Genomic DNA, 19,821 nt, shown 5'->3' on the forward strand with positions numbered 1-19,821 from the left:
GGCCTATGTGCCGCTGGACCCAGCGTATCCGGGCGAGCGGCTCGCGCATATTCTGCAAGATGCGGCGCCCGAGATTGTGTTGGCGGATGCGGTGGGTTGTGCCACGCTCGGTGATGCGGCACTCGCGTCTCGCACGGTGCTCAACCCGAACACAGTGCCGGAGCAGAGGGACACGAATCCGTCGGTACCGGAGCTCACGGCTCATCATCTTGCCTATGTGATTTATACGTCCGGCTCCACCGGTACGCCGAAGGGCGTCATGGTGGAACATCGCGGCGTGATGAATCTTGTGCACGCGCAGATTGCCCGCTTTGATGTGCGCGCGACCAGCCGTGTATTGCAGTTTGCCTCACTCAGTTTCGATGCGAGTATCTCTGAAATTCTGATGGCGTTTGGCAGCGGTGCGACATTGTATCTGCCGCCCGAGACCATCCGTTGGGATCAACGGGAGCTTTGGACTTATTTGGCAAGTCACGCGATTACGCACGTGACGTTGCCACCCGCGCTGTTTCAACAGGGCGAAGCACTGCCTACCCTCAGTACGCCCTTAACGCTGATTCTTGCGGGTGAAGCCCCTGATCCGGCATTAGTGCAGTATTTAAGCCAACACTACACCGTCTTCAATGCGTATGGCCCGACGGAAGCCACGGTGTGCGCCACCGTATGGCGAGGCGGGCGGGAGATGAACAGCAAGGTTGTCCCGATTGGTCGACCGATTGCGAACACGCGGATTTATTTGCTCGATGCCCATCGCCAGCTTGTACCGTTGGGTGCGGTCGGTGAGTTGTATATTGGCGGAGCGGGGGTGGCACGCGGTTACCTGAACCGGCCCGAACTCACGGCCGAGTGCTTCGTGCGTGATCCGTTCTCGAGCGAAGCCGACGCACGGATGTACCGAACAGGTGACTTGGCGCGTTATTTACCCGACGGTAATTTGGAATACCTGGGCCGCAATGATCATCAGGTCAAGATTCGCAGTTTCCGGATTGAGTTGGGCGAAATCGAGGCGTGTTTGGCTAAGCATGCACAGGTACGCGAGGCGGTGGTGTTGGCCATGGGCGAAGGGAGCGCCAAGCGCCTGGTGGCGTATGTGGTGGCGCAGGCCGATGAAGGGTTAGCCAATACGTTGCGCACACATGTGGCCTCAGCGTTGCCCGAGTACATGGTGCCCAGTGCGTTCGTGCGGCTCGATGCATTGCCCTTGACGCCAAACGGCAAGCTTGATCGGCGGGCACTACCCGTACCGGACGTCCACGCATTCGTGCACCAAGCGTATGAAGCGCCGCAGGGCGAGCTCGAGACGACACTGGCCCAAATCTGGTCCGAGCTGTTGGGTGTGGAGCAGGTGGGCCGTCACGACAGCTTTTTCGCGCTGGGCGGCCATTCGTTGCAGGCAATGCAGATGCTCAGTCGCAGCCGCACCGCATTGGGTGTGTCCATTCCGATGCGCACGCTATTTGAGGCCCCCACCCTTGCCGCGCTGGCGCAGCGTGTTTCCACGCAAGGTAGTGTGCAGGATGATTCCTTTGCAGTACTGCTGCCGATTCAACCGCACGGCTCTCGGCCCCCGCTTTTCTGCATCCATCCCGTTACTGGGCTGAGTTGGCATTATCGAAGCCTGGCAAGCTATTTGGGAGCCGATCATCCTGTCTATGGTTTGCAAGCCCGCGGACTGGATGGCGCTTCGTCACTCGCGCCTACGATCGAGGCCATGGCGGCGGACTATATCCAGCAGATCCGCCGTATTCAGCCCCGTGGTCCGTACTATTTGCTGGGCTGGTCGTTGGGTGGCAACGTTGTCCACAGCATGGCGACGCAACTCGAGCAGCAGGGCGAGCGAGTCGCATTACTGGCAGTGCTGGATGCTATACCAGACCATGCTCAACGCAATGGTGAACAAAGCGTCATTGAAGAGGCGGATAGTTATATCCCTCTATTTTTGCGCCACGATGCAGAAAGTGTGTCGGAAGTCGACAAATACCTGTGGGAGAAAACTCGCGTGGTGATTCAGAATAATAAGCATATTATTCGAAGATTTTCGCCGCGTATTTATAACGGCGATATGCTGTTTTTCCGCGCGACGGTGGCACAGGACGGATCTATTGAACCCATTTCACCGCAGGCATGGCAGCCTTACGTGCTGGGCAACATCGAGGTCCATGACATTGCTTGCAAGCATGACGACATGGAGCTGCCAGCGCCGGCATCACATATTGCGGGCATTCTACGCCAAAAGCTAAATGACTTACAGGGATATCGGTCAACCGGGGATAAGGAGGTGCCTTTAACACAGTAATTGAAGTTGTTGATAACAAAGTGTTTTTATCATTATTGACGGGGTATTAATAATATGAAGATTCTCGGTATTAATTCGGCTTATCACGAGTCCTCCGCATCGCTTGTCATCGATGGAAAAATCGTGGCGGCAGTGGAGGAAGAACGATTCACGCGGATTAAGCATGCGAAAGAAGCCAGCGTAACAGGACCCGCTGAATTACCTGAACACAGCATTCGCTTCTGTCTTTCGTATGCTGGATTAAAGGCCTCTGATCTAGACGGAGTGGCTTACTCGTTCGATCCGTCGCTCAGAAAGCGCGAATTTAAGCTTGACCCGCTGAGTCAGCCAGGTGATTGGGGAAGCGCTGAGGGCGAAGAAACCTTTCTTGCTAAGCTTCGTGAAGTTCCCAACGCAATCGATTGTCTTTTGGACCATCAGTTCGGTGACAAGCTAGCCTTTATTCCGCATCATATCGCTCATGCGGCGTCTACCTTCTATCCATCTGGTTTTGCTCAGGCTGCCATTCTGGTCGTCGATGGCATCAGTGAGGCAGGATGCACGCTGTTAGCCCAAGGGGATGGGAATAAGATCACCACGCTGGATCAGATTTATTATCCGCACTCGCTTGGATTCTTGTGGGAAAAGCTGAGCAAGTATCTAGGGTTTTCTGAATATGACGCTTGCAAATTGATGGGGCTGGCAGCCTATGGCGATCCGGCAGTTTTCCGCGAGACATTTAAAAAGCTCCTCGATACAGGAGACAAGCGATATTCGATCGACGTAGAAGTTGCGCGCTTCCGTCTTGCAGACTTCGGCGCGATTGAGGCATTGTTTGGGCCGGCGCGAGCGGACAAGGAACCGATCCTCGATCATCATCGCCATGTTGCCGCCGCATTGCAGGAAGCGACGGATCAGGCATTACTTGGGGTGGCACGTGAACTGCGTATGCGCACCGGATCGGATAAATTGTGCTATGCAGGCGGAGTCGCACTCAATTGCGTGAGCAATTCCGTCATTAAAGAAAGCGGTTTGTTCTCGCAAATGTATGTCCCCACCGCGCCACACGATTCGGGTACAGCAGTGGGTGCCGCACTTCATCTTTATTATTCGCTTTCCGGTCAGCGCCCATCGTGCGCGGATAACAACCCTTATCTTGGCCCCTCTTTTTCCGATGCCGATATCGATACCGCATTCCGTGATGCAGGCTTGTCACCGCAACGCAGCGCCGACCCTGCGCGCGACGCGGCTAAGCTGATCGCCGAGGGCAAAATCGTGGCCTGGTTTCAAGATCGCATGGAATTTGGCCCGCGCGCGCTGGGGAACCGCTCATTGCTAGCCGATCCACGCAGTGCGTCAATGCGCGAGACGCTGAATGTGAAAGTCAAACACCGCGAGGAGTTTCGCCCTCTGGCGCCGAGCGTACTGGCTGAAGAAGCGGAAAACTGGTTTGAGATGGGGCAGGCGTCGATGAGTCATCATTCCATGCTCTTTGCGTGTCCGGCGAAACAGGAGCGTCGTGCATCAATTCCGGCGGTCCTACATAAAGATAATTCGGCACGCGTACAAATGGTCAGCCAACAGAGCAATCCGAAGTTTCATGCACTGATCAAGCATTTCTTTGATATTACAGGGGTGCCGGTTGTGCTGAATACGTCGTTCAATGATAGCGAACCGATTGTCTGTACGCCCTCGGATGCAATTAAAACGTTCCAAGGCACGGCAATTGACGCCTTGTTTGTGGGTGACAGGTTTATCGTCAGATAATCGGCTGGGCAGCGTTAGACAGAATGCCGAACTGCAGTGAGGGCTGACGCTGCGTAAAGGCGTTCTGTCGCGTTAAGCCAGTATATTAAGATTGAAGGTTGTTCAAGTTTGTTGGATACCATGCCGAAACAGAAGAACTCCCTACCGACTGGCGTAGCCAAGGTACTGAAGCGCTTGCATTACCCGCTGGATGTGATCTTGTTATGTGCGCGCTGGTATGTGGCTTAACCGTTGAGCCTGCGTCACTTGGAAGCGCTGATGGCCGAGCGGGAAATCGAAGTGGACCATAATCCACCATACTAAGCGCGGATGCCGTTTTTGTCAGCGCCGCAAGCATTGGGAAATCTTAATCAAGGCTGGACTCGGCAAGCTTGAAGCCGACGTGAACGAGCTCGTAGCGCCCATGGAAGAGGTGGGTTTTCGCGAACTGCCGGTGACAGCGGTACACGCTGCGGCAGTGCGCGGCCTGCTCGATATTCACCGTGCTTCGTTTGATCGGTTGTTGGTTGCACAGGCTATGACTGAGCCGCTGCGGCTGCTATCCGACGATGACAACGTGGCGAAGGACATGGGTCTCGTCATCAAGATTGGAGCCGGCGAATCGCAATTGGGCGGTAGACTGATCATCGTAAAAACCGGCCAGACTGGGCGGTCAAGCCGCCCACGCTCGTGTAAGCGACGCCCATGTCGATCACACGGTCGGCCGGTGCCTTTGGCGTTATGCTTGCTGCGTGTCGGGGTGAGCCGTGTGGTAGGCGTCCATCATCTCCTTGATCTTGCCTCCAAGCGGCCCGCCGCCGAGGGGCCCATTGAAAAGCTGGCTGAGCGCCTCAAGCTGTTTTTCTTGATCCGCCGACATAGTTTTGGGGTCTAGCGACTGCAGGCTAGTCGGATCCATAAGACTGCCGCCAATGGTAGGCATCATAACGCTCTCCTTGAAGTAGATCAGTGCTGAGCTGGCTTTCGATCGCCGAGCAGCACAACGATGCCATGCCGAACTGCGTGGAGTCCGGTGATCGCGAAGTAACACGTTGCGACACGAACTCAGGCGCGCGCTGTTGCGCAGGCATGGGCGTCAAATGGCATTGACCCTGTAACGCAGGACACCCGGACACTGTTAAGTAGATCCTTCCTATGTAGCGTGAGACCAACCAAAGCTTAAGTGAATCAAGGCGAACGCAACGGAGGCTATCATGCGTACAGATCACTGAGCCGGCGTCGATGCTGAGAACGTAATACTGGCAACGTCACCCGACCTGGCGGGGGCCCAATGGAAAATTGCGTTGCACGATGGACGCAGACAGAGCCCAGTTGTTAGCGCCGATGTAAAAATGGCTCTTCCACACTTTGTGTGAGTCTGGAACGGCCAGCAGTCGCCGTAGGCTTCCCGGCAAGACGGTTAGCACCATGCCATGCACCAGCGTGGCTAGCGCGACCTGCAGATGTTGGGCCACTTCGATTCTCAGCGCCGCCGTGCGGTGGGCACTCAACCGTTGCGCTAGCCGGTTGGAGACCTTCGCAGTCTTGGCCACTTCGTCAGCCTCATCGCCTTTGTCCTCATTCGCGTCTTCGCTTGCGGTGAAACGCTGCCGCAGCTCTTCCCGCGTGCGCAGCGCCTTTGCCTCTTGCAGCGGCTCACGATGAATGACGGCTTTGCCTTCGTGGTCAAGAGTGACAATGGCACCGGCTACGGCGCGCACCTCCGAGGCACAGCCCTGCAGGGCACGCTCGATGGCTTGCAGCTCCTCGGCTACCTGCGCGCGCCGCTGTTCCTGCGCCTCCCCCTTGTCCCTGTCCTCGGCAGCGTAAGCGTCTTCCGACTTCCGCTATTAACCTACTTTACAAATCAACCAAGTAGGTTAAAATAATTAGATGGAGAAAGGCACCCCTCACTGTAAACTGACAATCGTCAAAGATTTGGTAAAGGTCGGACAAGTCCGGGCCACCGCAAGCGCCTACAGTGGAGCGCGTGAGCTTGGCATCAATGATCTGGCCGGGATGTGTGCCGTTGTTTTGGCGCTCACTACCGCCGACTTCTACAAGAGCATGACGACCCATGCCGATCATCGTATCTGGCAGGACGTATACCATGCCAAGACAGCAATTGGCGATGAGGTGTACCTGAAGCTGACTGTTATTGATGACGTGCTGATCGTTTCTTTCAAGGAGCTGTGACCATGAAATGCCCATGCTGCGGCGCGGCGGAACTGATCCACGATACCCGCGACGTGTCCTACACTTATAAAGGCGAGACTACCTCCATTCCAGCGGTAACGGGCGACTTTTGTCCTGCCTGTGGTGAAATCACCTTGGACCGTGAACACGGCGACCGCTATAGCGAACTGGTGGGCTTGTTCCAGTATCAAGTCAATGCCGCCTATGTTGATCCTGGCTATATCTCCAAAGTGCGCAAGAGGCTCGGCCTTGACCAGCGGCAGGCCGCCGAACTTTTCGGCGGTGGCGTCAATGCTTTCTCTCGCTACGAAAACGGCAAGACTAAACCGCCGCTGGCCTTGGTCAAGCTGTTCAAGTTGTTGGATCGTCACCCAGATCTGCTTAACGAGATCAGAACCGTCTGACAGACTGGAAAACGCTAGCTGTAAAATGGCGTCGTCAATAATTTTAAAATTGAGTTGTAAGCCAGCGTGTCGTTTGATGTGCCGGCAGGCATCGTTGGGTGGAAACGTTGTTCCCAGCATGGCGACGCAACCCGAGCAGTAGGGCGAGCGAGTCGTATTACTGGCAGTGCTGGATGCTATACCAGACCCTACTCAACGCAATGGTGAGCAAAGCGTCATTGAAGAGGCGGATAGTTATACCCATCTATTTTCGCGCCACGATGCAGAAAGTGTGTCGGAAGTCGACAAATATCTGTGGGAGAAAATTCGTGTGGTGATTCAGAATAATAAGCATATTATTCGAAGATTTTCGCCGCGTATTTATAACGGCGATATGCTGTTTTCCGCGCGACGGTGGCACAGGACGAATTTATTGAGCCCATTTCACCGCAGGCATGGCAGCCTTACGTGCTGGGCAAAACCGAGGTTCATGACATTGCTTGCAAGCATGACGACATGGAGTTGCCAGCACCGGCATCACATATTGCGGGCATTCTACGCCAAAAGCTAAATGACTTACAGGGATATCGGTCAACCGGGGATAGGGAGGTGTCTTTAATATAGTATTTCTCTTCAAAAGTGTGAGTTGCCAACAAACGAGGTAACAACTGCCGCATATTGGCATTGCACTATCCGCCAAGAACATGACGGTCAAAGTCCACCGCTGTGCTCAGCTTCCCACTTTTAGCTAATCTGGTGTGTGGCCTCACTTCGTATTGCGCCGTTTTTTATCGACTGCCGAGCTTACAGATGGACTTTGATCTGCATGCCGCTTTGAACGACTACCCAGCCTACATGTGTGCGTTGGAGTCGTGCCCGCAGCCTGCTACGTCGGCGCCCCCGCCGACATTGAAACCAGCAAGCGGTGGGTTGGCGAACCTGCCGGCCAGCCGGCCCACGACATATCATGATCTGCCGCGCGAACTCATTGAACGGATCGGTGACTACGTGCCCGTGCAAGACGTGGGAAATTTTTCCGCAGTCGATCGTCGCACGTACCATGCGATGCAAAGTCGGCGCTTAGTCTACCGCTACTGGCAACGAGCGAATCAAGCCGTAAGTCTCGCGTCAGTCAACCAGCTGCTCAGTGAGATGGGTAGCACGCTCGCCGATCCGGCGCAGCACGTCGAGCCGCTTGACGCGTTGCGCCAGCGTTTGGAAGCATTGCCGTATCGCGAGCAAGGCGAAGCCTTCAAGCGCGTGTACGCGGCGGCGCAGCGCATTCCGAAGGAGGGCGTGCAGATACAAAAAGCGCTGTTGTTGCACTCATTGCCCGATTTTCATTGGAGCCATCGGGATGAATTATTCGACTTTGCTTACGCGATGGCGCAGCGGCGTGCGCCCGAAGAAGAGAATGTTTGGGCGGAACTGGCTGACAGTTTGAAATTCTTGTTGTTTGGCTCAGCTGAATTTGTCGAGCGTTATCAGGCGCTCGTGGCTCGGCTGGCGTCCTTGAGGGTGTCCGAGCAAGCGGAGCTGATCCCGGTATTGTGTCTGCGAATGATTCACTTTGGGGGAAACGACGACCGCCGCCCCGAGTTGTACGCAGTGTTACGCGGACACGCGTTGCAACTGCCGCCCTCTCATCAAGGCGCATCGGTTGGCATGTTAGCAAGTTTCATATGGGTTTTACCGCAAACGGAACAGCTTGCACAGTATACGCAGCTGCGTGATGTGGCGCTGTCGCTGCCTGACGAGCAGTTGGGCGTTGCGCTAAGCGATCTCCCAGAGGGGCTGACGCATTTATCGCGCGAGCACCACGCACACGAACTCCAGTTACTGGAGCCAGCATTGCTGCGCGTACTGCCAGCACAGCGCGCACAGGTCGCACTTGGCCTACTAACGTGCACCTACAATCTGGACGATGCACTGGTAAAGTGGGCCTGGCAGCAGGGGTTGAGTCTACTGAATGGCACGGGCGAAGCCGCTTTATGCGATGTGCTTAACCGACTTCGATTCGCGGGTGTGCTAAAGAACTTAGACGATCGTCAATGGAATATAGCGGTGGGTGAAATTACCCGCTTTATGGAAGCCAACCAGTTCTCTGAGCCGGCCCGGGCGCGAATCCAGGACAGTGTGCCTTGGTTCAGAAGTCGGTCACATTAACCTGCGGCTGAACCCGCATGCTTCGTTTATACGGGAGATCCTTCGTGAGTCGGACAGGGTGATGTCAGTCCACCGTCTATCTTCAAGTGCTGAACACCACCCTAGGATTCACCATGGACCCCCGGATACCCCTCTCTTCCATTAATGTAGGCGCCAGCACATCATCCGCGCCACCCAGCATTTCGCAGCGCTCAACGGCTCCCTTGCAGGGAACCCCTCGATCTACCTCCTCGGCGCTCTCAGGGCTGTGTTGTCTAAGCCGAAGCTCGGCAAGGACTTGTTCTACCGGCAGGCCGAAATGGGCGGCGACGCCGCCTATCAATGGGCCGCGCAGACGATGGCATGCAACATGATGGACGGGGCCGCGTTGGACGGCGTCCAGGCGTTCATCGACCAACGTGGCACGCGACGTTGACTGACCTGTCGGGCGCCGGGGCGGCGCTTGCATCACATCAGGGGCCTCGCTGTTTTGCGCCAGCTGGCTTATCCTTCGGCGGTTGCAAAAAAGCGGAGTCACCGATGCTGATTAACTGCGCTGCATACCACGATGGTCGCAAGATGGGCGACATCCCGGTGGGTGACATTAGCGAATACGTCGCGAAACCGGACTGTTTTGTCTGGGTGGCGCTGAAAGACCCGGGTCCCGAGGAATTGGCGCAGATGGCACACGAGTTCGGCTTGCACGAGCTTGCGGTCGAGGACGCACGCCACGGTCATCAACGGCCGAAAATCGAAGAGTATGGCGCGTCGCTATTCGCCGTGCTGCACACGGTCGAGCAAACGTCAGACAAAGAATTGGAAGTCGGCGAGGTGGCGATCTTTGTCGGCGCAAACTATGTGTTGACCATTCGTGCAGGCAGCAAGCACGGCTTCCAGGACGTGCGTGCCCGCTGCGAGCGTGACGCGCATTTGCTGCGGCACGGCTCGGCCTTCGTGCTGTACGCATTGATCGACAGCGTAGTGGACCGCTATTTTCCTGTCGTCGAGGCGTTGATCGACGAGTCGGAGATCGTCGAGGACCGGATTTTCGAGAAGAAGGGCACCGCGGCGTCGCGTGACGTGATAGAAGATCTGTATTCGCTCAAGCGCCGCTTTGTGCGGCTGCATCACCACGTCGCGCCTTTGCTGGAGGCGGTGGGGAAGTTGCAGGGTGGCCGCGTCCCGGCGCTGTGCGCCGGCATGGAGGCATATTTCCGTGATGTCTATGATCATCTGGTGCGCATCGACAAGCTGATCGATGGTCGCCAAGAGATGATTTCGACCGCGATTCAGGTGAACCTGGGCATGATCTCGCTGGCAGAAAGCGAGACGACTAAGCGGCTCGGCGCGTTTGCCGCGCTGTTCGCCAGTCCGACGATGATTGCGGGGATCTACGGGATGAATTTTCAAAGCATACCGGAGCTGCACTGGCAGTATGGCTATCCGGCGTGCCTGGCGGTCATGCTGGCGATCGATGCGGTATTGTGGTGGCGGTTTAGGAAGGCGGGCTGGCTTTGACCCGGCAGCATGGGCCGAAGGGAGATTCCGACATTGAGAGGCCGCGCCGCCGCGCTACCCTTGACGCTATTATCAAAGCCGAATCGACCCACGCCGCGGGCTATGACGGACTAACTTCACGCACGTGGCGCACACCCTGCATTTGCTCGAGCCGGCGCACAATGGTCGCGAACTCTGGATCGGTGACCCGCGAGAACGCGATTGTCACCTCATCGATATCGCCGCCGTCTTCCTGTTGCTGCACGATGAAGCGCTTGATGCGCGCGCTGCCCGGGCCAAGCACCTCGGACAACGTATCGATCGACAACGCACCGCGGCTGGCGACGAGCCGCACCTCGCGGCGGAGCTTAGCCGCGATGAAGCGTCGCTCGAGCGGCTTCACGCCGACCAGGATCACTAGGATGATCGCCGTCGCGGCGCTGGCCGCGACGTACAGTCCGCCGCCCACGGCCAGCCCGACGCCAGCCACGGTCCACAGGCTTGCCGCGGTCGTCAGCCCCCGGATGACTTCCCCGCGCAGCAGGATTGAGCCAGCACCAAGAAACCCGATGCCAGACACCACTTGGGCCGCGACCCGCGACGGATCCAGCACTACGCCTTCCTTGCCTTGCACCTGTGTGAAGCCATAGGTCGACACAACCATGATCAAGGCGGAGCCGACGCAGACCAGCATGTGGGTGCGTAGTCCGGCTGCCCACTGCAGCCGTTCCCGCTCGATGCCGATCACGCTGCCGAGCGCCGCCGCCATCAGCAACCGCCCGACCAACTCCAGGTTGCCGATCGAGCCAGCCATTTCAATCAGAGTCCAGTTCATTGCACGCTTCCGGTGTTGGATCGCGCCAGCGCGAGGCGCCGACGCAGCCGCCAAAATGCAAGGTTACTGGAAATCTTGACGTTCGCCGATCCCGGGCCAGTCATTTGATCGTTCTCAGATTAAAAATTCATCACGTGGCGGCGCAGCATCGTGAAGGCGGCAAGCATTGCCTGCTGCTCGCGCCGCTGTCCGCCGATAGCGCGGCATCGCCGGAAACCCGCGCGGGCATTATTCCAAGGCGTTCTATGCTGTGCTACATTTATTGGTTTGAGAATCGTCCTGTCGATGCTATGGTAAGCCACCTTGCGGCACTGATCTGGTGCACGCGCCGCTCAATCATTAAGGTCTACAAGACATGAAATCGACAGTGTTTTCCACGCTGCTGGCCGGCTTGCTGATCATCGCGGCTGGCGTCGCTCACGCTGACCGGCTCGACGACATCAAGAAGGCGGGCGTGTTGCGGGTGGCGACGTTCGACAGCAATCCGCCATTTGGCTTCGTCGACGCGAAGACGCATCATATTGTCGGCTTGGACGTCGATTACGCCAAGGCCCTGGCCGATAAGCTCGGCGTGAAGCTCCAGTTGCAGCCGACCAATCCGGCGAACCGGATTCCGTTTATCACGTCCAGGAAGGTCGATCTCGTGCTGGCAAACTTCACGATCACCGAGGAGCGCGCCAAGCAAGTGGACTTTAGCATTCCATATTTCTCTTCCGGCCAGCAGTTCCTCGCCAAGAAGGGCGCGCTCAAGTCGGCCGAGCAGCTCAACGGTCTGCGGATCGGCGCGGACAAGGGCACGATCAACGAAATTACGCTGCGCGAGAAATTCCCGCAGGCTACCATCGTCGCGTACGACGACACGCCTTTCGCGTTCGCCGCGCTTCGGGTCGGCAACGTGCAGGCGATCACGCAGGACGGTCCAAAGCTGGTCGGCCTGCTCGCCAACGTGCCCGACAAACAGAACTACGAAATCCCAGCGTTCACGATTTCCAACGACTATATGGGCGTAGGTATCCCGAAGGGCGAGACGCGGCTGGTCGCGTTCGTCAACGATACGCTGCGCGGGCTGGAGAAGAGTGGCATGGCCGAGCAGATCTACAATCGCTGGTTTGGCCCGCACACGAGCACGCCGCTGCCGCGCCTGTTCAAGATCGGCGACAAGGTCTGAGCCGTGCCGCAGGAGTGGATCCTGACGCCGAAGTACGTCGGCTGGCTGCTGCAAGGTTTTGGTGTCACGTTGGCGCTGGCCGCGACGGTGATCGTCGCCGCCACTGCGAGCGGCTTTGCGTTGGCGATGGCGCATAGTGCCGATGCGCGGCTGGTGCGTCGCGCCGCCGCAGCCTACGTACTGGTGTTTCGCAATTCGCCGTTGCTAGTGCAACTCATGTTCTGGTATTTCGGCGCGGCGACATTGCTGCCCGATGGGTTGATGCAGTGGCTGAACGCGCCTCATGTGATCCAAGCCGGTGCATTGTCGCTACGCTGGCCGCCGTTCGAATTCATCGCTGGTTGGGTCGGGTTGACGTTCTACTCATGCGCGTTTATCGGCGAGGAGTTTCGCGCCGGCCTGCGGGGTGTGTCCGGCGGACAACGCCAGGCCGCCGCCGCGCTCGGGCTCACGCGCTGGCAGGCGTTCTGCCATGTCGTGCTGCCGCAGGCGGTCCGCAACGCGATGCCGCCGTTATTCGGCCAGTACATGAATATCGTGAAGAACTCGTCGTTGACGATGGCGATCGGCTTAGCCGAGCTCTCGTATGCGTCTCGCCAAGTTGAGACTGAGACGTTCAAGACGTTTGCCGCATTCGGCGTGGCGACGGCGCTGTATATCGGCACAATCGCGGTGATCGAGGCGCTCGCGCACGTGGTGCAGCGGCGTCACCCGGCTGCTCGCTCGGGGTGACGATGGACATCTCAATCCTGCTGGACAATCTGCCGTACTTGCTGGTCGGCACGTTCCCGAACGGGCCGCTTGGCGGCGTGGCGTTGACGTTGGTGCTCGCACTGACGTCGGCCTTCGCCTCTGGCGCGCTCGGGCTCGTCGCCGGTATCGCGTTGGCGGTGACGCGCGGCGCTATTCATACGGCGTTGCTCGCCGTGCTCGGGTTCTTCCGCGCGATTCCCGTGCTGATGCTGATGTTCTGGACATATTTTTTGCTGCCCATCGTGCTGCATATCGATGCGCCCGGTCAACTAACCGTTGTCTGCGCATTGTCGCTGATCGGCGGCGCCTACCTGTCGCATGCGGTGTACGCGGGCATCCGCGCGGTGGGCGCCGCTCAACTGCAGGCCGGGCTGTCGCTGGGTTTCACGCGGATGCAGGCGCTGCGCTTCGTGGTGCTGCCGCAGGCGTTGCGGATCATGGCGCCGTCGTTCATCAACCAATGGGTGTCGCTGATCAAGGACACGTCGCTGGCGTACATCGTTGGCGTGCCGGAACTGTCGTTGCTCGCCACGCAAGTCAACAACCGGTTGATGGTCTATCCGGCCCAGATTTTTGCGCTGGTCGCCTTCATCTATGTACTGATCTGTACCGCATTCGATGCGATTGCGTCGCGGCTGGTCGCCGTGACGACGCCGCGGCCGTTACACTAATCACGGCACAACGGCACAAATGCGTTGAGCGAATAACGTAGCGTGCTTTAGTGCGGCGCGAGCGTGGCACGCCCGTGGGTTAGGTCGCGCAATGCTTGCTGGGCGGCGTCCAGCGCATCCTGCGGCAGCACGACGGTCAGCGTGACGCGCATGCCATGCTGGCTGTCGGCGAGCACATGGCCTTGTTGCGCGATCCAGTGCCGGATACGTGCCTCATCTGCGTAGCCGGCGTCAATGGTCAAGTGCTTCTGGGCGATGCGCTCGATGCGCGGCGCGTGCTGCAGCGCCGTCGCAACCGCGTCTGTGTACGCACGCACGAGTCCGCCTGCGCCGAGCTTGGTGCCGCCGTAGTAGCGCACCACCGTCGCGAGCACGCCGTCCAGGTCGTGATGGCGCAGCACCTCCAGCATCGGGCGGCCCGCGGTGCCGGACGGCTCGCCGTCGTCGGACATGCCGGACTGGCCGCCGGCGAGTAGCGCCCAGCAAACATGCGTCGCATCCGAGTGGACGGTGCGCAGGCGATGGACTTCGGCCAACGCAGTAGCGCGGTTTTCGACTGGCATGACGGCGCTGATAAAGCGACTCTTGCGAATATCGAGTTCCGCGTGGACGGCAGAAGCGAGCGTGTAGGTCGGCAATTGACAGGACTTTCGAGGACAGGCTGGGTTCGCCAGCAGCCGTGCCGATGACATCGCGGCCAGCTGCCGTTCGGCTATCATACCCGATGAGTTCCACGAAGGCGGCAGCGCCGCCGGCGCTCGCGCCGGCGGTTACCGAAGGGTTCATGATTCGAAAGACGTTGAACGCGACGCGGCTGCAACAGGAGTTCGAGCGCCGACTCCACCGGCTTTATCACATTGCTGACGACGGCGTGAAGATCCGCGTGCCGCGGCCGCGCATGCAACCGCCCGACGCATCCGGATGCAACTGGACGCTTGGACACTTCAGCAACGCGGCCGGCTATGAGAAAGACATTGCCGCGGTGCTGACGGCGATGCGAGCGGAGTACAACCTAGTGGGCGAGGTGACGCGTCCGGATGATCCGTTCGGCGCATAGCCCCCGCTGTTGCACCCTGCACGCCGGACCGCGGCGGGCCGTGCGTGATGGCACGGTATGCCGACGACGCTTAGATTACGAAGAAGCAGTATATGCCGTTGCGCTCCCCGCTGTGCGATGAGGTCCAGTTGTGCGACGAGGGCATATTCCCAGTCCAAATACGCCTGCGTGGCGTCATGCAGGTCGTCGGTGCCCTGATACGGACGCCGGCAGCGGTCGATTCGGAGTGACGCGGTGCGCGCCTTGCCGGTCTCGATGGGCAAGACCCGCATCGATCCATGCCGCTGTGCCGTCGGTGGGCACTTACACTGGCTTGCCGGCCAGCGCGGCGATGACGGGCGCCCCATAAGGCGCCAGCGCATGGGTCCTCTATACCGCGATGACGCGCGCAGACGGGTTCAACGCCAATGCACACGCGCGCTACGAGTGCACGGCCTGGCGCGCTGAGTCCTTGAGGTGCATTATCTGATAGTCCTCTGTGAGAGACGCATTGCCTGATATTCATATTGACCGTTTGCCAATAAGATAAGTGATGCGGCGGATTCTTAAAGCGCTGGCCTGCCAACGTGCTGTGAGCGGACGCAAGGGCGCTGCGCTGGGATAGAATGAGTTAGATCGGCTGGTGGCCGTCGCGCGATGGGCCACGTGCCGACTGCTCGCGGGACGGTGTGCGCGATGCCGTGTTGCGTGGCTTCGATGTACGATTTACCACGCTGTAATCGAGCCTATTGCAAAGAGCCATGTGCCGATGACCAACCGCGGACCTGCCCCCGACAGCCTGACGTGCGTTTGGCCGATGTTGTGGGTCGAAACGATTGCCGACTATGCGATATTCGCGTTGTCGCCGGATGGCCACATACTGAGCTGGAATGCCGGTGGCGAGCGTATCTACGGGTATACCCGCGAGCAAGCGCTGGAGCGCATGCTTGACGACCTGTATCCAGACCAGGACCGCCGGGCCGGCGCGCCCGCGGCTGCGCTGCGCACGGCGGCGCGCGACGGCCGTTATGAGAGCGAGGGATGGCGCGTGCGCCGCGACGGTACGACGTTCTGGGGCAGCATCGTGATGACGCCGCTGCATGGCACGCACGGCCAGCTACTCGGCTTCGGTAAGATCGTGCGCGACATGAGCGACAAGAAGAAAGTGCACGATGTGGCGATGGAGAGCGAGCGGCGTTTCCGGCTGCTCGTTCAGGGCGTGACCGACTATGCGATCTTCATGCTGTCGCCACAGGGCATTGTCACGAACTGGAACCAGGGCGCGCGACGCATCAAGGGCTACCAGGCCGAGGAGATCATCGGCTCGCATTTTTCCCGCTTCTACACGCGGCAGGAGGCTGCCGCCGGGGTGCCGCAACGCGGCCTCGAAGTGGCGGCGCGTGAAGGTCGCTGGGAGTCGGAAGGCTGGCGTGTGCGGCGCGACGGCTCCCGTTTTTGGGCGCACGTGGTGCTCGATGCCATCCGCGACGATGATGGCGAGCTGATCGGCTTTGCCAAGATCACGCGCGATATCACCGAGCGGCGCGAGGCGGCTCAGGCGCTGGAGGAAACCCGCACTGCGCTGTTCCAGGCGCAGAAAATGGAGGCGATCGGCAAGTTGACCGGCGGTGTCGCGCACGACTTCAACAATGTGTTGCAGGTGCTGCGTGGCAACCTAGAGCTGCTCGAGAATCGCCATGGCGGCGACGCGTGGAGCCGTGAGCGGCTCGGCAAGGCCATCGACGCGGTGAACCGCGGGGCCAAGCTGGCCGCGCAATTGCTGGCGCTGGGCCGCCAGCAGCCGCTCAAGCCCCGGGTCGTCAACCTCAGCGGTGTGCTGCACGGCATGGACGACTTGCTGCGACGCGTGCTTGGCGAGACGATCCATATCGAGACGACGGTGGCCGACGTGCTTTGGAACACGCTGGTGGACAGCCATCAGCTCGAAAACGTGATCCTCAATCTGGCCATCAACGCCCGCGATGCGATGCCCGACGGAGGTCGGCTGGTGTTGGCGCTGGCCAATGCGGTGCTAGGTCCACAGCCGGTGGCCGGGATTCCGGATTTGCGTCCTGGTGAGTATGTGACGTTGGCGGTTACCGATACCGGCACCGGCATGCCGCCCAGCGTGATCGAGCGGGCGTTTGATCCATTTTTCACGACCAAGCCGGAAGGGCAGGGCACAGGGCTGGGCTTGAGCATGGCGTACGGCTTTGTGAAGCAAAGCGGAGGGCATATCCTGATCCGTAGCAAGCCGGGGCAAGGCACGAGCGTGCGCATCTACCTGCCGCGCTCCACGGCGCCGGCCGATACGGTGCGGGTGCCGCCGAGCGCGGCGCCGCAGGGCGGCAACGAGACGATCCTGGTGGTCGAGGACGACAAGGCGGTGCAGGCCACCGTAGCCGAGACGTTGATGGGACTCGGCTACCGGGTGCTGCGCGCTGACGACGCAGATCAGGCACTGGCATTGATCCGCAGCGGCGTGCATGTCGACGTGCTGCTTTCGGATGTGGTGATGCCGGGTTCGATCCGCTGCCGCGAACTCGCGCGTATGGCGTTGCGCCTTCGACCGTGGTTGAAGATCGTGTTCACATCCGGCTATACCAAGGACGCAATCGAGGACAATGCGCGGCTGGACGACAGCGTCGAACTGCTGCGCAAGCCATACAGCCGCGAGCAGTTGGCGGCGCGTTTGCGCACCGTGCTCGGCAACCACGACGTGTCCGTCACCGCCGGCCGGGCATGCTCGGCGGTGCTGGCCCCGAGCGATGCGACTGCCGCGCTCCGCCGCGCCCCTCGGCCCGCAAAACGCGTTGACCCGCCGCCGCAGGGGGCGGCCAGTGTGCGTCAGTCCCCGGTGCCGGACGATCCGGCTGCGCGTGCCGAGCGCTTGCGCATCCTGCTAGTCGACGACGACGCGGCGGCGACCGAGGCGGTACGGGAAATCCTATCGATGCAGGGACATGTGACGGTCGCGGCGGGCACGGCGGAAGCGGCGCTGGACGCGATCCGGCGCGATCGGTTCGACGTATTGCTCACTGACATCACGCTGCCGGGCATGTCAGGGGTCGAATTGGCCCAACGCTCGCTCGACGTACAGCGCAGTCTGCGCGTGATCTTCGCTTCCGGCAACGATGTTCCGGGCAACTGTGATCTGGGTTTCGCGTGGGAAGCGCTGCGCAAACCGTACACCGTGGAGCAGTTGCGTGCCGTACTGGGGCGGCCGTGACGGGTGCGGGCCACGCAAGATGACGATAGGAGCATCACTATTGTCGCAGGAATGCAATGGGTATGACTGAAGTAGCGGTCACCCGTGTCGGCTCGTCGATGAACGGTTTTGTGCAATCCGGCGCAGGCCGGGACAATGTGGCAAGGCCAGCGAACTCGGTGAGTTCCGTCTATTTGGGTCATTGAGCGGCGTCGTTGGATCAAGCAGATCGCTTCATGCCGATCCGCTCGCGCATTTGCGCGGTGATCGTCTGTCGTACGCGGACGTAGCCATGCCACGGATCGGTATTCTGTTTGGCGAGACGGTGGCGAAGGTTGGCGATCGTCCATTGATTGGCGCGCTTCAGTGACGTAAGTTCGTCACGCCGGAGCGGGACCGAGACGGGCAACTGGGCTCGGGCGCGTACCGCGTACGGTGCAATCGTTGTCACGCCTTGGCCATTGCGTAGATAGTCGATGAAAATACGACCGACCCGGTTTCTCGGGCCGGATACCGCTGAGGATCGGTCCGGCAGCTGTCGTGCCATATGCTGGACAAGCGCTTGCGTGAACTCTTTCACAACGGCCCATTCCTGTGACGCCGTTAACGGCACCACCAGATGAAGCCCCTTGCCGCCGCTCGTTTTCAGGAATGATGTCAGACCGAGTTCGTCCAGCACGGCCAGTGTCAGTTGTGTCGCCTCGATCATTCGTTTCCACGGTAGCGCAGGGTCGGGATCGAGGTCTAGTACGAAAGGGTCGGGATGATCGAGCCGCGCGGTGGTCGCATTCCATGTATGCAACTCGATGGCGCCCATCTGCGCCGCGCATCGAATGCGTTTTGCAATGACTGGAAGTTGGGCAGCCCCGCTTTGTTGAGGACTACCACTTCGCCGTCCAGCCATGCCGAGTCCAGTTTTAGGTGGCCTAACGCCTCGGCCTGGCGCGGCATCTTCAAGGTCCAGTCGTTGCCGTTACGGGTGAACAGCCTGACCTCATCGCCGTCGATCCGCGCCAGGATCCGATAGCCATCAAACTTGATTTCATACCGCCAGTGGCCGGCCGGGGCAGCATCCACTAGCGTCGCGAGCGCTGGTTTGAGCGATTGGGGTAACGGTGCGGCGCGTGCGCCGTCCAGCGCAGGCGTGTGGAGCTCACGCCGGCTCTGTGTCGTGGCGGGCTCGTGTAGGGGGGCTTGCGCCGACGCGTTGCTTGTCGTTCCAGGTTGGCGCTGGCGCGTCGCCTGACGCGTCGCGGGGCGTTGGCCCGAGGTCGCGGGCCGCAGGGTGCGGTCACTGAGCACGCTGTCCGGCAGCGCTTGCACAATATCGTATTCAGATTCCGGGCGCGCATAGCTGTCGTCCGATTTGATCAGCAGCCATGGCTCTTGCTTGCCTTCCTGCCGGATACGTACGAGATGCCAACGACCGGTGAGTTTTTCGCCGTTAAGGTGGAAGGTCAGTCGGCCTTTTCGGTAAGCCTCGGTGGGCTCGCCGTCCGGCACCCAGACGCCGCGGTCCCATACGATCACGTCGCCGGCGCCATAGTGGCCTTTCGGGATATGACCTTCGAACGTCGCATAGTCGAGCGGGTGATCCTCCACATGGATCGCGATGCGCTTGACATGTGGGTCCAAGCTCGGCCCCTTCGGGACCGCCCAGCTTTTCAATGTGCCCTCTAGCTCGAGGCGCAAGTCGTAGTGCAACCGCGTCGCGTCGTGCTTCTGCACGCAGAACTGCAATGCAGGGTTGGTACGCCCCCGTTGTGCCGACGGCTTGCCCGTTTTCCCCGACGGCTCTGGGGTGGTGTCGAAGTCGCGCTTACGCGTGTATTCATCTAGTGCCTTTCGCATCCGGGTCTCCGTTCGTGCGTCGGACCTGCGCGCCGTGCTTGGGTGTGCCGGTCCACC

Annotated in this window: 18 protein-coding genes and 4 pseudogenes; 14 read left to right on the plus strand and 8 right to left on the minus strand. The window is 59.7% G+C overall.

The features are described 5' to 3' along the window. From KQH60_RS12630 to KQH60_RS12640, 3 genes and pseudogenes are all read left to right on the plus strand, one after another. On the plus strand, window positions 1–2,296 hold a 2,296-nt coding region (locus KQH60_RS12630; protein ID WP_237576796.1), incomplete at its 5' end, for an amino acid adenylation domain-containing protein. Window positions 2,297–2,350: 54 nt separating this feature from the next. Further along, complete coding sequence (locus KQH60_RS12635) at window positions 2,351–4,042, plus strand: carbamoyltransferase C-terminal domain-containing protein (RefSeq protein ID WP_237576797.1); 1,692 nt, start codon at window positions 2,351–2,353, stop codon at window positions 4,040–4,042. A 120-nt stretch (window positions 4,043–4,162) separates the two neighbouring features. Beyond that, a pseudogene (locus KQH60_RS12640) lies at window positions 4,163–4,333 on the plus strand (IS6 family transposase); the annotation flags it as partial. 55 nt (window positions 4,334–4,388) lie between these two features. Here the strand turns inward: KQH60_RS12640 and KQH60_RS14865 are convergent. From KQH60_RS14865 to KQH60_RS12650, 3 genes and pseudogenes are all read right to left on the minus strand, one after another. Then, window positions 4,389–4,523, minus strand: a complete 135-nt coding sequence (locus tag KQH60_RS14865; RefSeq protein WP_255779141.1) for a hypothetical protein — start codon at window positions 4,521–4,523, stop codon at window positions 4,389–4,391. Window positions 4,524–4,760: 237 nt separating this feature from the next. Beyond that, window positions 4,761–4,967 (minus strand): hypothetical protein, encoded by a 207-nt coding sequence (locus KQH60_RS12645; protein ID WP_237576798.1) that lies wholly within the window; start codon window positions 4,965–4,967, stop codon window positions 4,761–4,763. A 466-nt stretch (window positions 4,968–5,433) separates the two neighbouring features. Beyond that, window positions 5,434–5,865: pseudogene (locus KQH60_RS12650) on the minus strand (chromosome partitioning protein ParB); the annotation flags it as partial. A gap of 49 nt (window positions 5,866–5,914) precedes the next feature. Here KQH60_RS12650 and KQH60_RS12655 point away from each other — a divergent pair. The 5 genes and pseudogenes from KQH60_RS12655 (at window position 5,915) to corA (ending at window position 10,263) form a co-directional block, all read left to right on the plus strand. Next, a complete protein-coding gene (locus KQH60_RS12655) occupies window positions 5,915–6,217 on the plus strand; it encodes a type II toxin-antitoxin system MqsR family toxin (RefSeq protein ID WP_237576799.1) in 303 nt (100 codons plus the stop codon). 2 nt (window positions 6,218–6,219) lie between these two features. Further along, window positions 6,220–6,621 carry a type II toxin-antitoxin system MqsA family antitoxin gene (locus KQH60_RS12660; protein ID WP_237576800.1) on the plus strand — a complete coding sequence of 134 codons (402 nt, stop codon included), beginning with the start codon at window positions 6,220–6,222 and terminating at the stop codon, window positions 6,619–6,621. A gap of 789 nt (window positions 6,622–7,410) precedes the next feature. Further along, complete coding sequence (locus tag KQH60_RS12665) at window positions 7,411–8,766, plus strand: hypothetical protein (protein WP_237576801.1); 1,356 nt, start codon at window positions 7,411–7,413, stop codon at window positions 8,764–8,766. 268 nt (window positions 8,767–9,034) lie between these two features. Further along, a pseudogene (locus tag KQH60_RS12670) lies at window positions 9,035–9,181 on the plus strand (enoyl-CoA hydratase); the annotation flags it as partial. A 104-nt stretch (window positions 9,182–9,285) separates the two neighbouring features. Continuing rightward, window positions 9,286–10,263 carry a magnesium/cobalt transporter CorA gene (gene corA / locus KQH60_RS12675; protein WP_237576802.1) on the plus strand — a complete coding sequence of 326 codons (978 nt, stop codon included), beginning with the start codon at window positions 9,286–9,288 and terminating at the stop codon, window positions 10,261–10,263. A gap of 100 nt (window positions 10,264–10,363) precedes the next feature. On the opposite strand, the gene KQH60_RS12680 is transcribed toward corA, so the two are convergent. After that, complete coding sequence (locus KQH60_RS12680) at window positions 10,364–11,077, minus strand: MgtC/SapB family protein (RefSeq protein WP_237576803.1); 714 nt, start codon at window positions 11,075–11,077, stop codon at window positions 10,364–10,366. On the opposite strand from KQH60_RS12680, the gene KQH60_RS12685 reads away from it, so the two are divergent. Genes KQH60_RS12685 through KQH60_RS12700 form a run of 4 tightly spaced genes read left to right on the plus strand, consistent with a single transcriptional unit; the run spans window position 11,077 to window position 13,669 of the window. Then, window positions 11,077–11,436, plus strand: coding sequence for a hypothetical protein (locus KQH60_RS12685; protein WP_237576804.1), 360 nt, complete (start codon window positions 11,077–11,079; stop codon window positions 11,434–11,436). The genes KQH60_RS12680 and KQH60_RS12685 overlap by 1 nt on opposite strands. Further along, window positions 11,433–12,245 (plus strand): ABC transporter substrate-binding protein, encoded by an 813-nt coding sequence (locus KQH60_RS12690; RefSeq protein WP_237576805.1) that lies wholly within the window; start codon window positions 11,433–11,435, stop codon window positions 12,243–12,245. Before KQH60_RS12685 ends, KQH60_RS12690 begins: the two co-directional genes overlap by 4 nt. 3 nt (window positions 12,246–12,248) lie before the next feature. Continuing rightward, entirely contained in the window at window positions 12,249–12,977 is a 729-nt protein-coding gene (locus tag KQH60_RS12695; protein WP_237576806.1) for an amino acid ABC transporter permease, read from the plus strand. Between the two features lie 2 nt (window positions 12,978–12,979). Then, window positions 12,980–13,669, plus strand: a complete 690-nt coding sequence (locus KQH60_RS12700) for an amino acid ABC transporter permease (protein WP_237576807.1) — start codon at window positions 12,980–12,982, stop codon at window positions 13,667–13,669. A gap of 47 nt (window positions 13,670–13,716) precedes the next feature. Here the strand turns inward: KQH60_RS12700 and KQH60_RS12705 are convergent, their stop codons facing one another. Continuing rightward, a complete protein-coding gene (locus tag KQH60_RS12705; protein ID WP_237576858.1) occupies window positions 13,717–14,361 on the minus strand; it encodes a YigZ family protein in 645 nt (214 codons plus the stop codon). Between the two features lie 92 nt (window positions 14,362–14,453). On the opposite strand from KQH60_RS12705, the gene KQH60_RS12710 reads away from it, so the two are divergent. After that, a complete protein-coding gene (locus tag KQH60_RS12710; RefSeq protein WP_237576859.1) occupies window positions 14,454–14,726 on the plus strand; it encodes a hypothetical protein in 273 nt (90 codons plus the stop codon). 125 nt (window positions 14,727–14,851) lie between these two features. On the opposite strand, the pseudogene KQH60_RS12715 reads toward KQH60_RS12710, so the two are convergent. After that, a pseudogene (locus KQH60_RS12715) lies at window positions 14,852–15,083 on the minus strand (hypothetical protein); the annotation flags it as partial. A 439-nt stretch (window positions 15,084–15,522) separates the two neighbouring features. Here KQH60_RS12715 and KQH60_RS12720 point away from each other — a divergent pair. Then, the gene (locus tag KQH60_RS12720; protein ID WP_237576808.1) at window positions 15,523–17,934 is read left to right on the plus strand and encodes a PAS domain S-box protein; all 2,412 of its coding nucleotides are present in this window, start codon (window positions 15,523–15,525) and stop codon (window positions 17,932–17,934) included. A gap of 199 nt (window positions 17,935–18,133) precedes the next feature. Here KQH60_RS12720 and KQH60_RS15095 read toward each other — a convergent pair whose 3' ends face one another. Together KQH60_RS15095 and KQH60_RS12725 are read right to left on the minus strand one after the other, a co-directional pair. Next, entirely contained in the window at window positions 18,134–18,730 is a 597-nt protein-coding gene (locus KQH60_RS15095) for a DNA primase small subunit domain-containing protein (protein WP_368669352.1), read from the minus strand. Further along, the gene (locus KQH60_RS12725) at window positions 18,658–19,764 is read right to left on the minus strand and encodes a DNA polymerase ligase N-terminal domain-containing protein (protein WP_368669353.1); all 1,107 of its coding nucleotides are present in this window, start codon (window positions 19,762–19,764) and stop codon (window positions 18,658–18,660) included. The genes KQH60_RS15095 and KQH60_RS12725 overlap by 73 nt, the downstream gene beginning before the upstream one ends. Window positions 19,765–19,821 lie beyond the last annotated feature (57 nt).

Origin of the sequence: Mycetohabitans sp. B8, assembly GCF_021991875.1 — a bacterium.
Classification (GTDB): domain Bacteria; phylum Pseudomonadota; class Gammaproteobacteria; order Burkholderiales; family Burkholderiaceae; genus Mycetohabitans.

Excerpts from the sequence above, each read along its gene's own strand:
- KQH60_RS12645 (WP_237576798.1), bottom strand. The coding sequence starts at position 4,967 with ATGATGCCTACCATTGGCGGCAGTCTTATGGATCCGACTAGCCTGCAG.
- KQH60_RS15095 (WP_368669352.1), bottom strand. The coding sequence starts at position 18,730 with ATGGGCGCCATCGAGTTGCATACATGGAATGCGACCACCGCGCGGCTC.
- KQH60_RS12725 (WP_368669353.1), bottom strand. The coding sequence starts at position 19,764 with ATGCGAAAGGCACTAGATGAATACACGCGTAAGCGCGACTTCGACACC.
- KQH60_RS12720 (WP_237576808.1), top strand. The coding sequence starts at position 15,523 with ATGTTGTGGGTCGAAACGATTGCCGACTATGCGATATTCGCGTTGTCG.
- KQH60_RS12705 (WP_237576858.1), bottom strand. The coding sequence starts at position 14,361 with ATGTCATCGGCACGGCTGCTGGCGAACCCAGCCTGTCCTCGAAAGTCC.
- corA (WP_237576802.1), top strand. The coding sequence starts at position 9,286 with ATGCTGATTAACTGCGCTGCATACCACGATGGTCGCAAGATGGGCGAC.
- KQH60_RS12665 (WP_237576801.1), top strand. The coding sequence starts at position 7,411 with ATGGACTTTGATCTGCATGCCGCTTTGAACGACTACCCAGCCTACATG.
- KQH60_RS12635 (WP_237576797.1), top strand. The coding sequence starts at position 2,351 with ATGAAGATTCTCGGTATTAATTCGGCTTATCACGAGTCCTCCGCATCG.
- KQH60_RS12700 (WP_237576807.1), top strand. The coding sequence starts at position 12,980 with ATGGACATCTCAATCCTGCTGGACAATCTGCCGTACTTGCTGGTCGGC.
- KQH60_RS12710 (WP_237576859.1), top strand. The coding sequence starts at position 14,454 with ATGATTCGAAAGACGTTGAACGCGACGCGGCTGCAACAGGAGTTCGAG.
- KQH60_RS12680 (WP_237576803.1), bottom strand. The coding sequence starts at position 11,077 with ATGAACTGGACTCTGATTGAAATGGCTGGCTCGATCGGCAACCTGGAG.
- KQH60_RS12690 (WP_237576805.1), top strand. The coding sequence starts at position 11,433 with ATGAAATCGACAGTGTTTTCCACGCTGCTGGCCGGCTTGCTGATCATC.
- KQH60_RS12655 (WP_237576799.1), top strand. The coding sequence starts at position 5,915 with ATGGAGAAAGGCACCCCTCACTGTAAACTGACAATCGTCAAAGATTTG.
- KQH60_RS12660 (WP_237576800.1), top strand. The coding sequence starts at position 6,220 with ATGAAATGCCCATGCTGCGGCGCGGCGGAACTGATCCACGATACCCGC.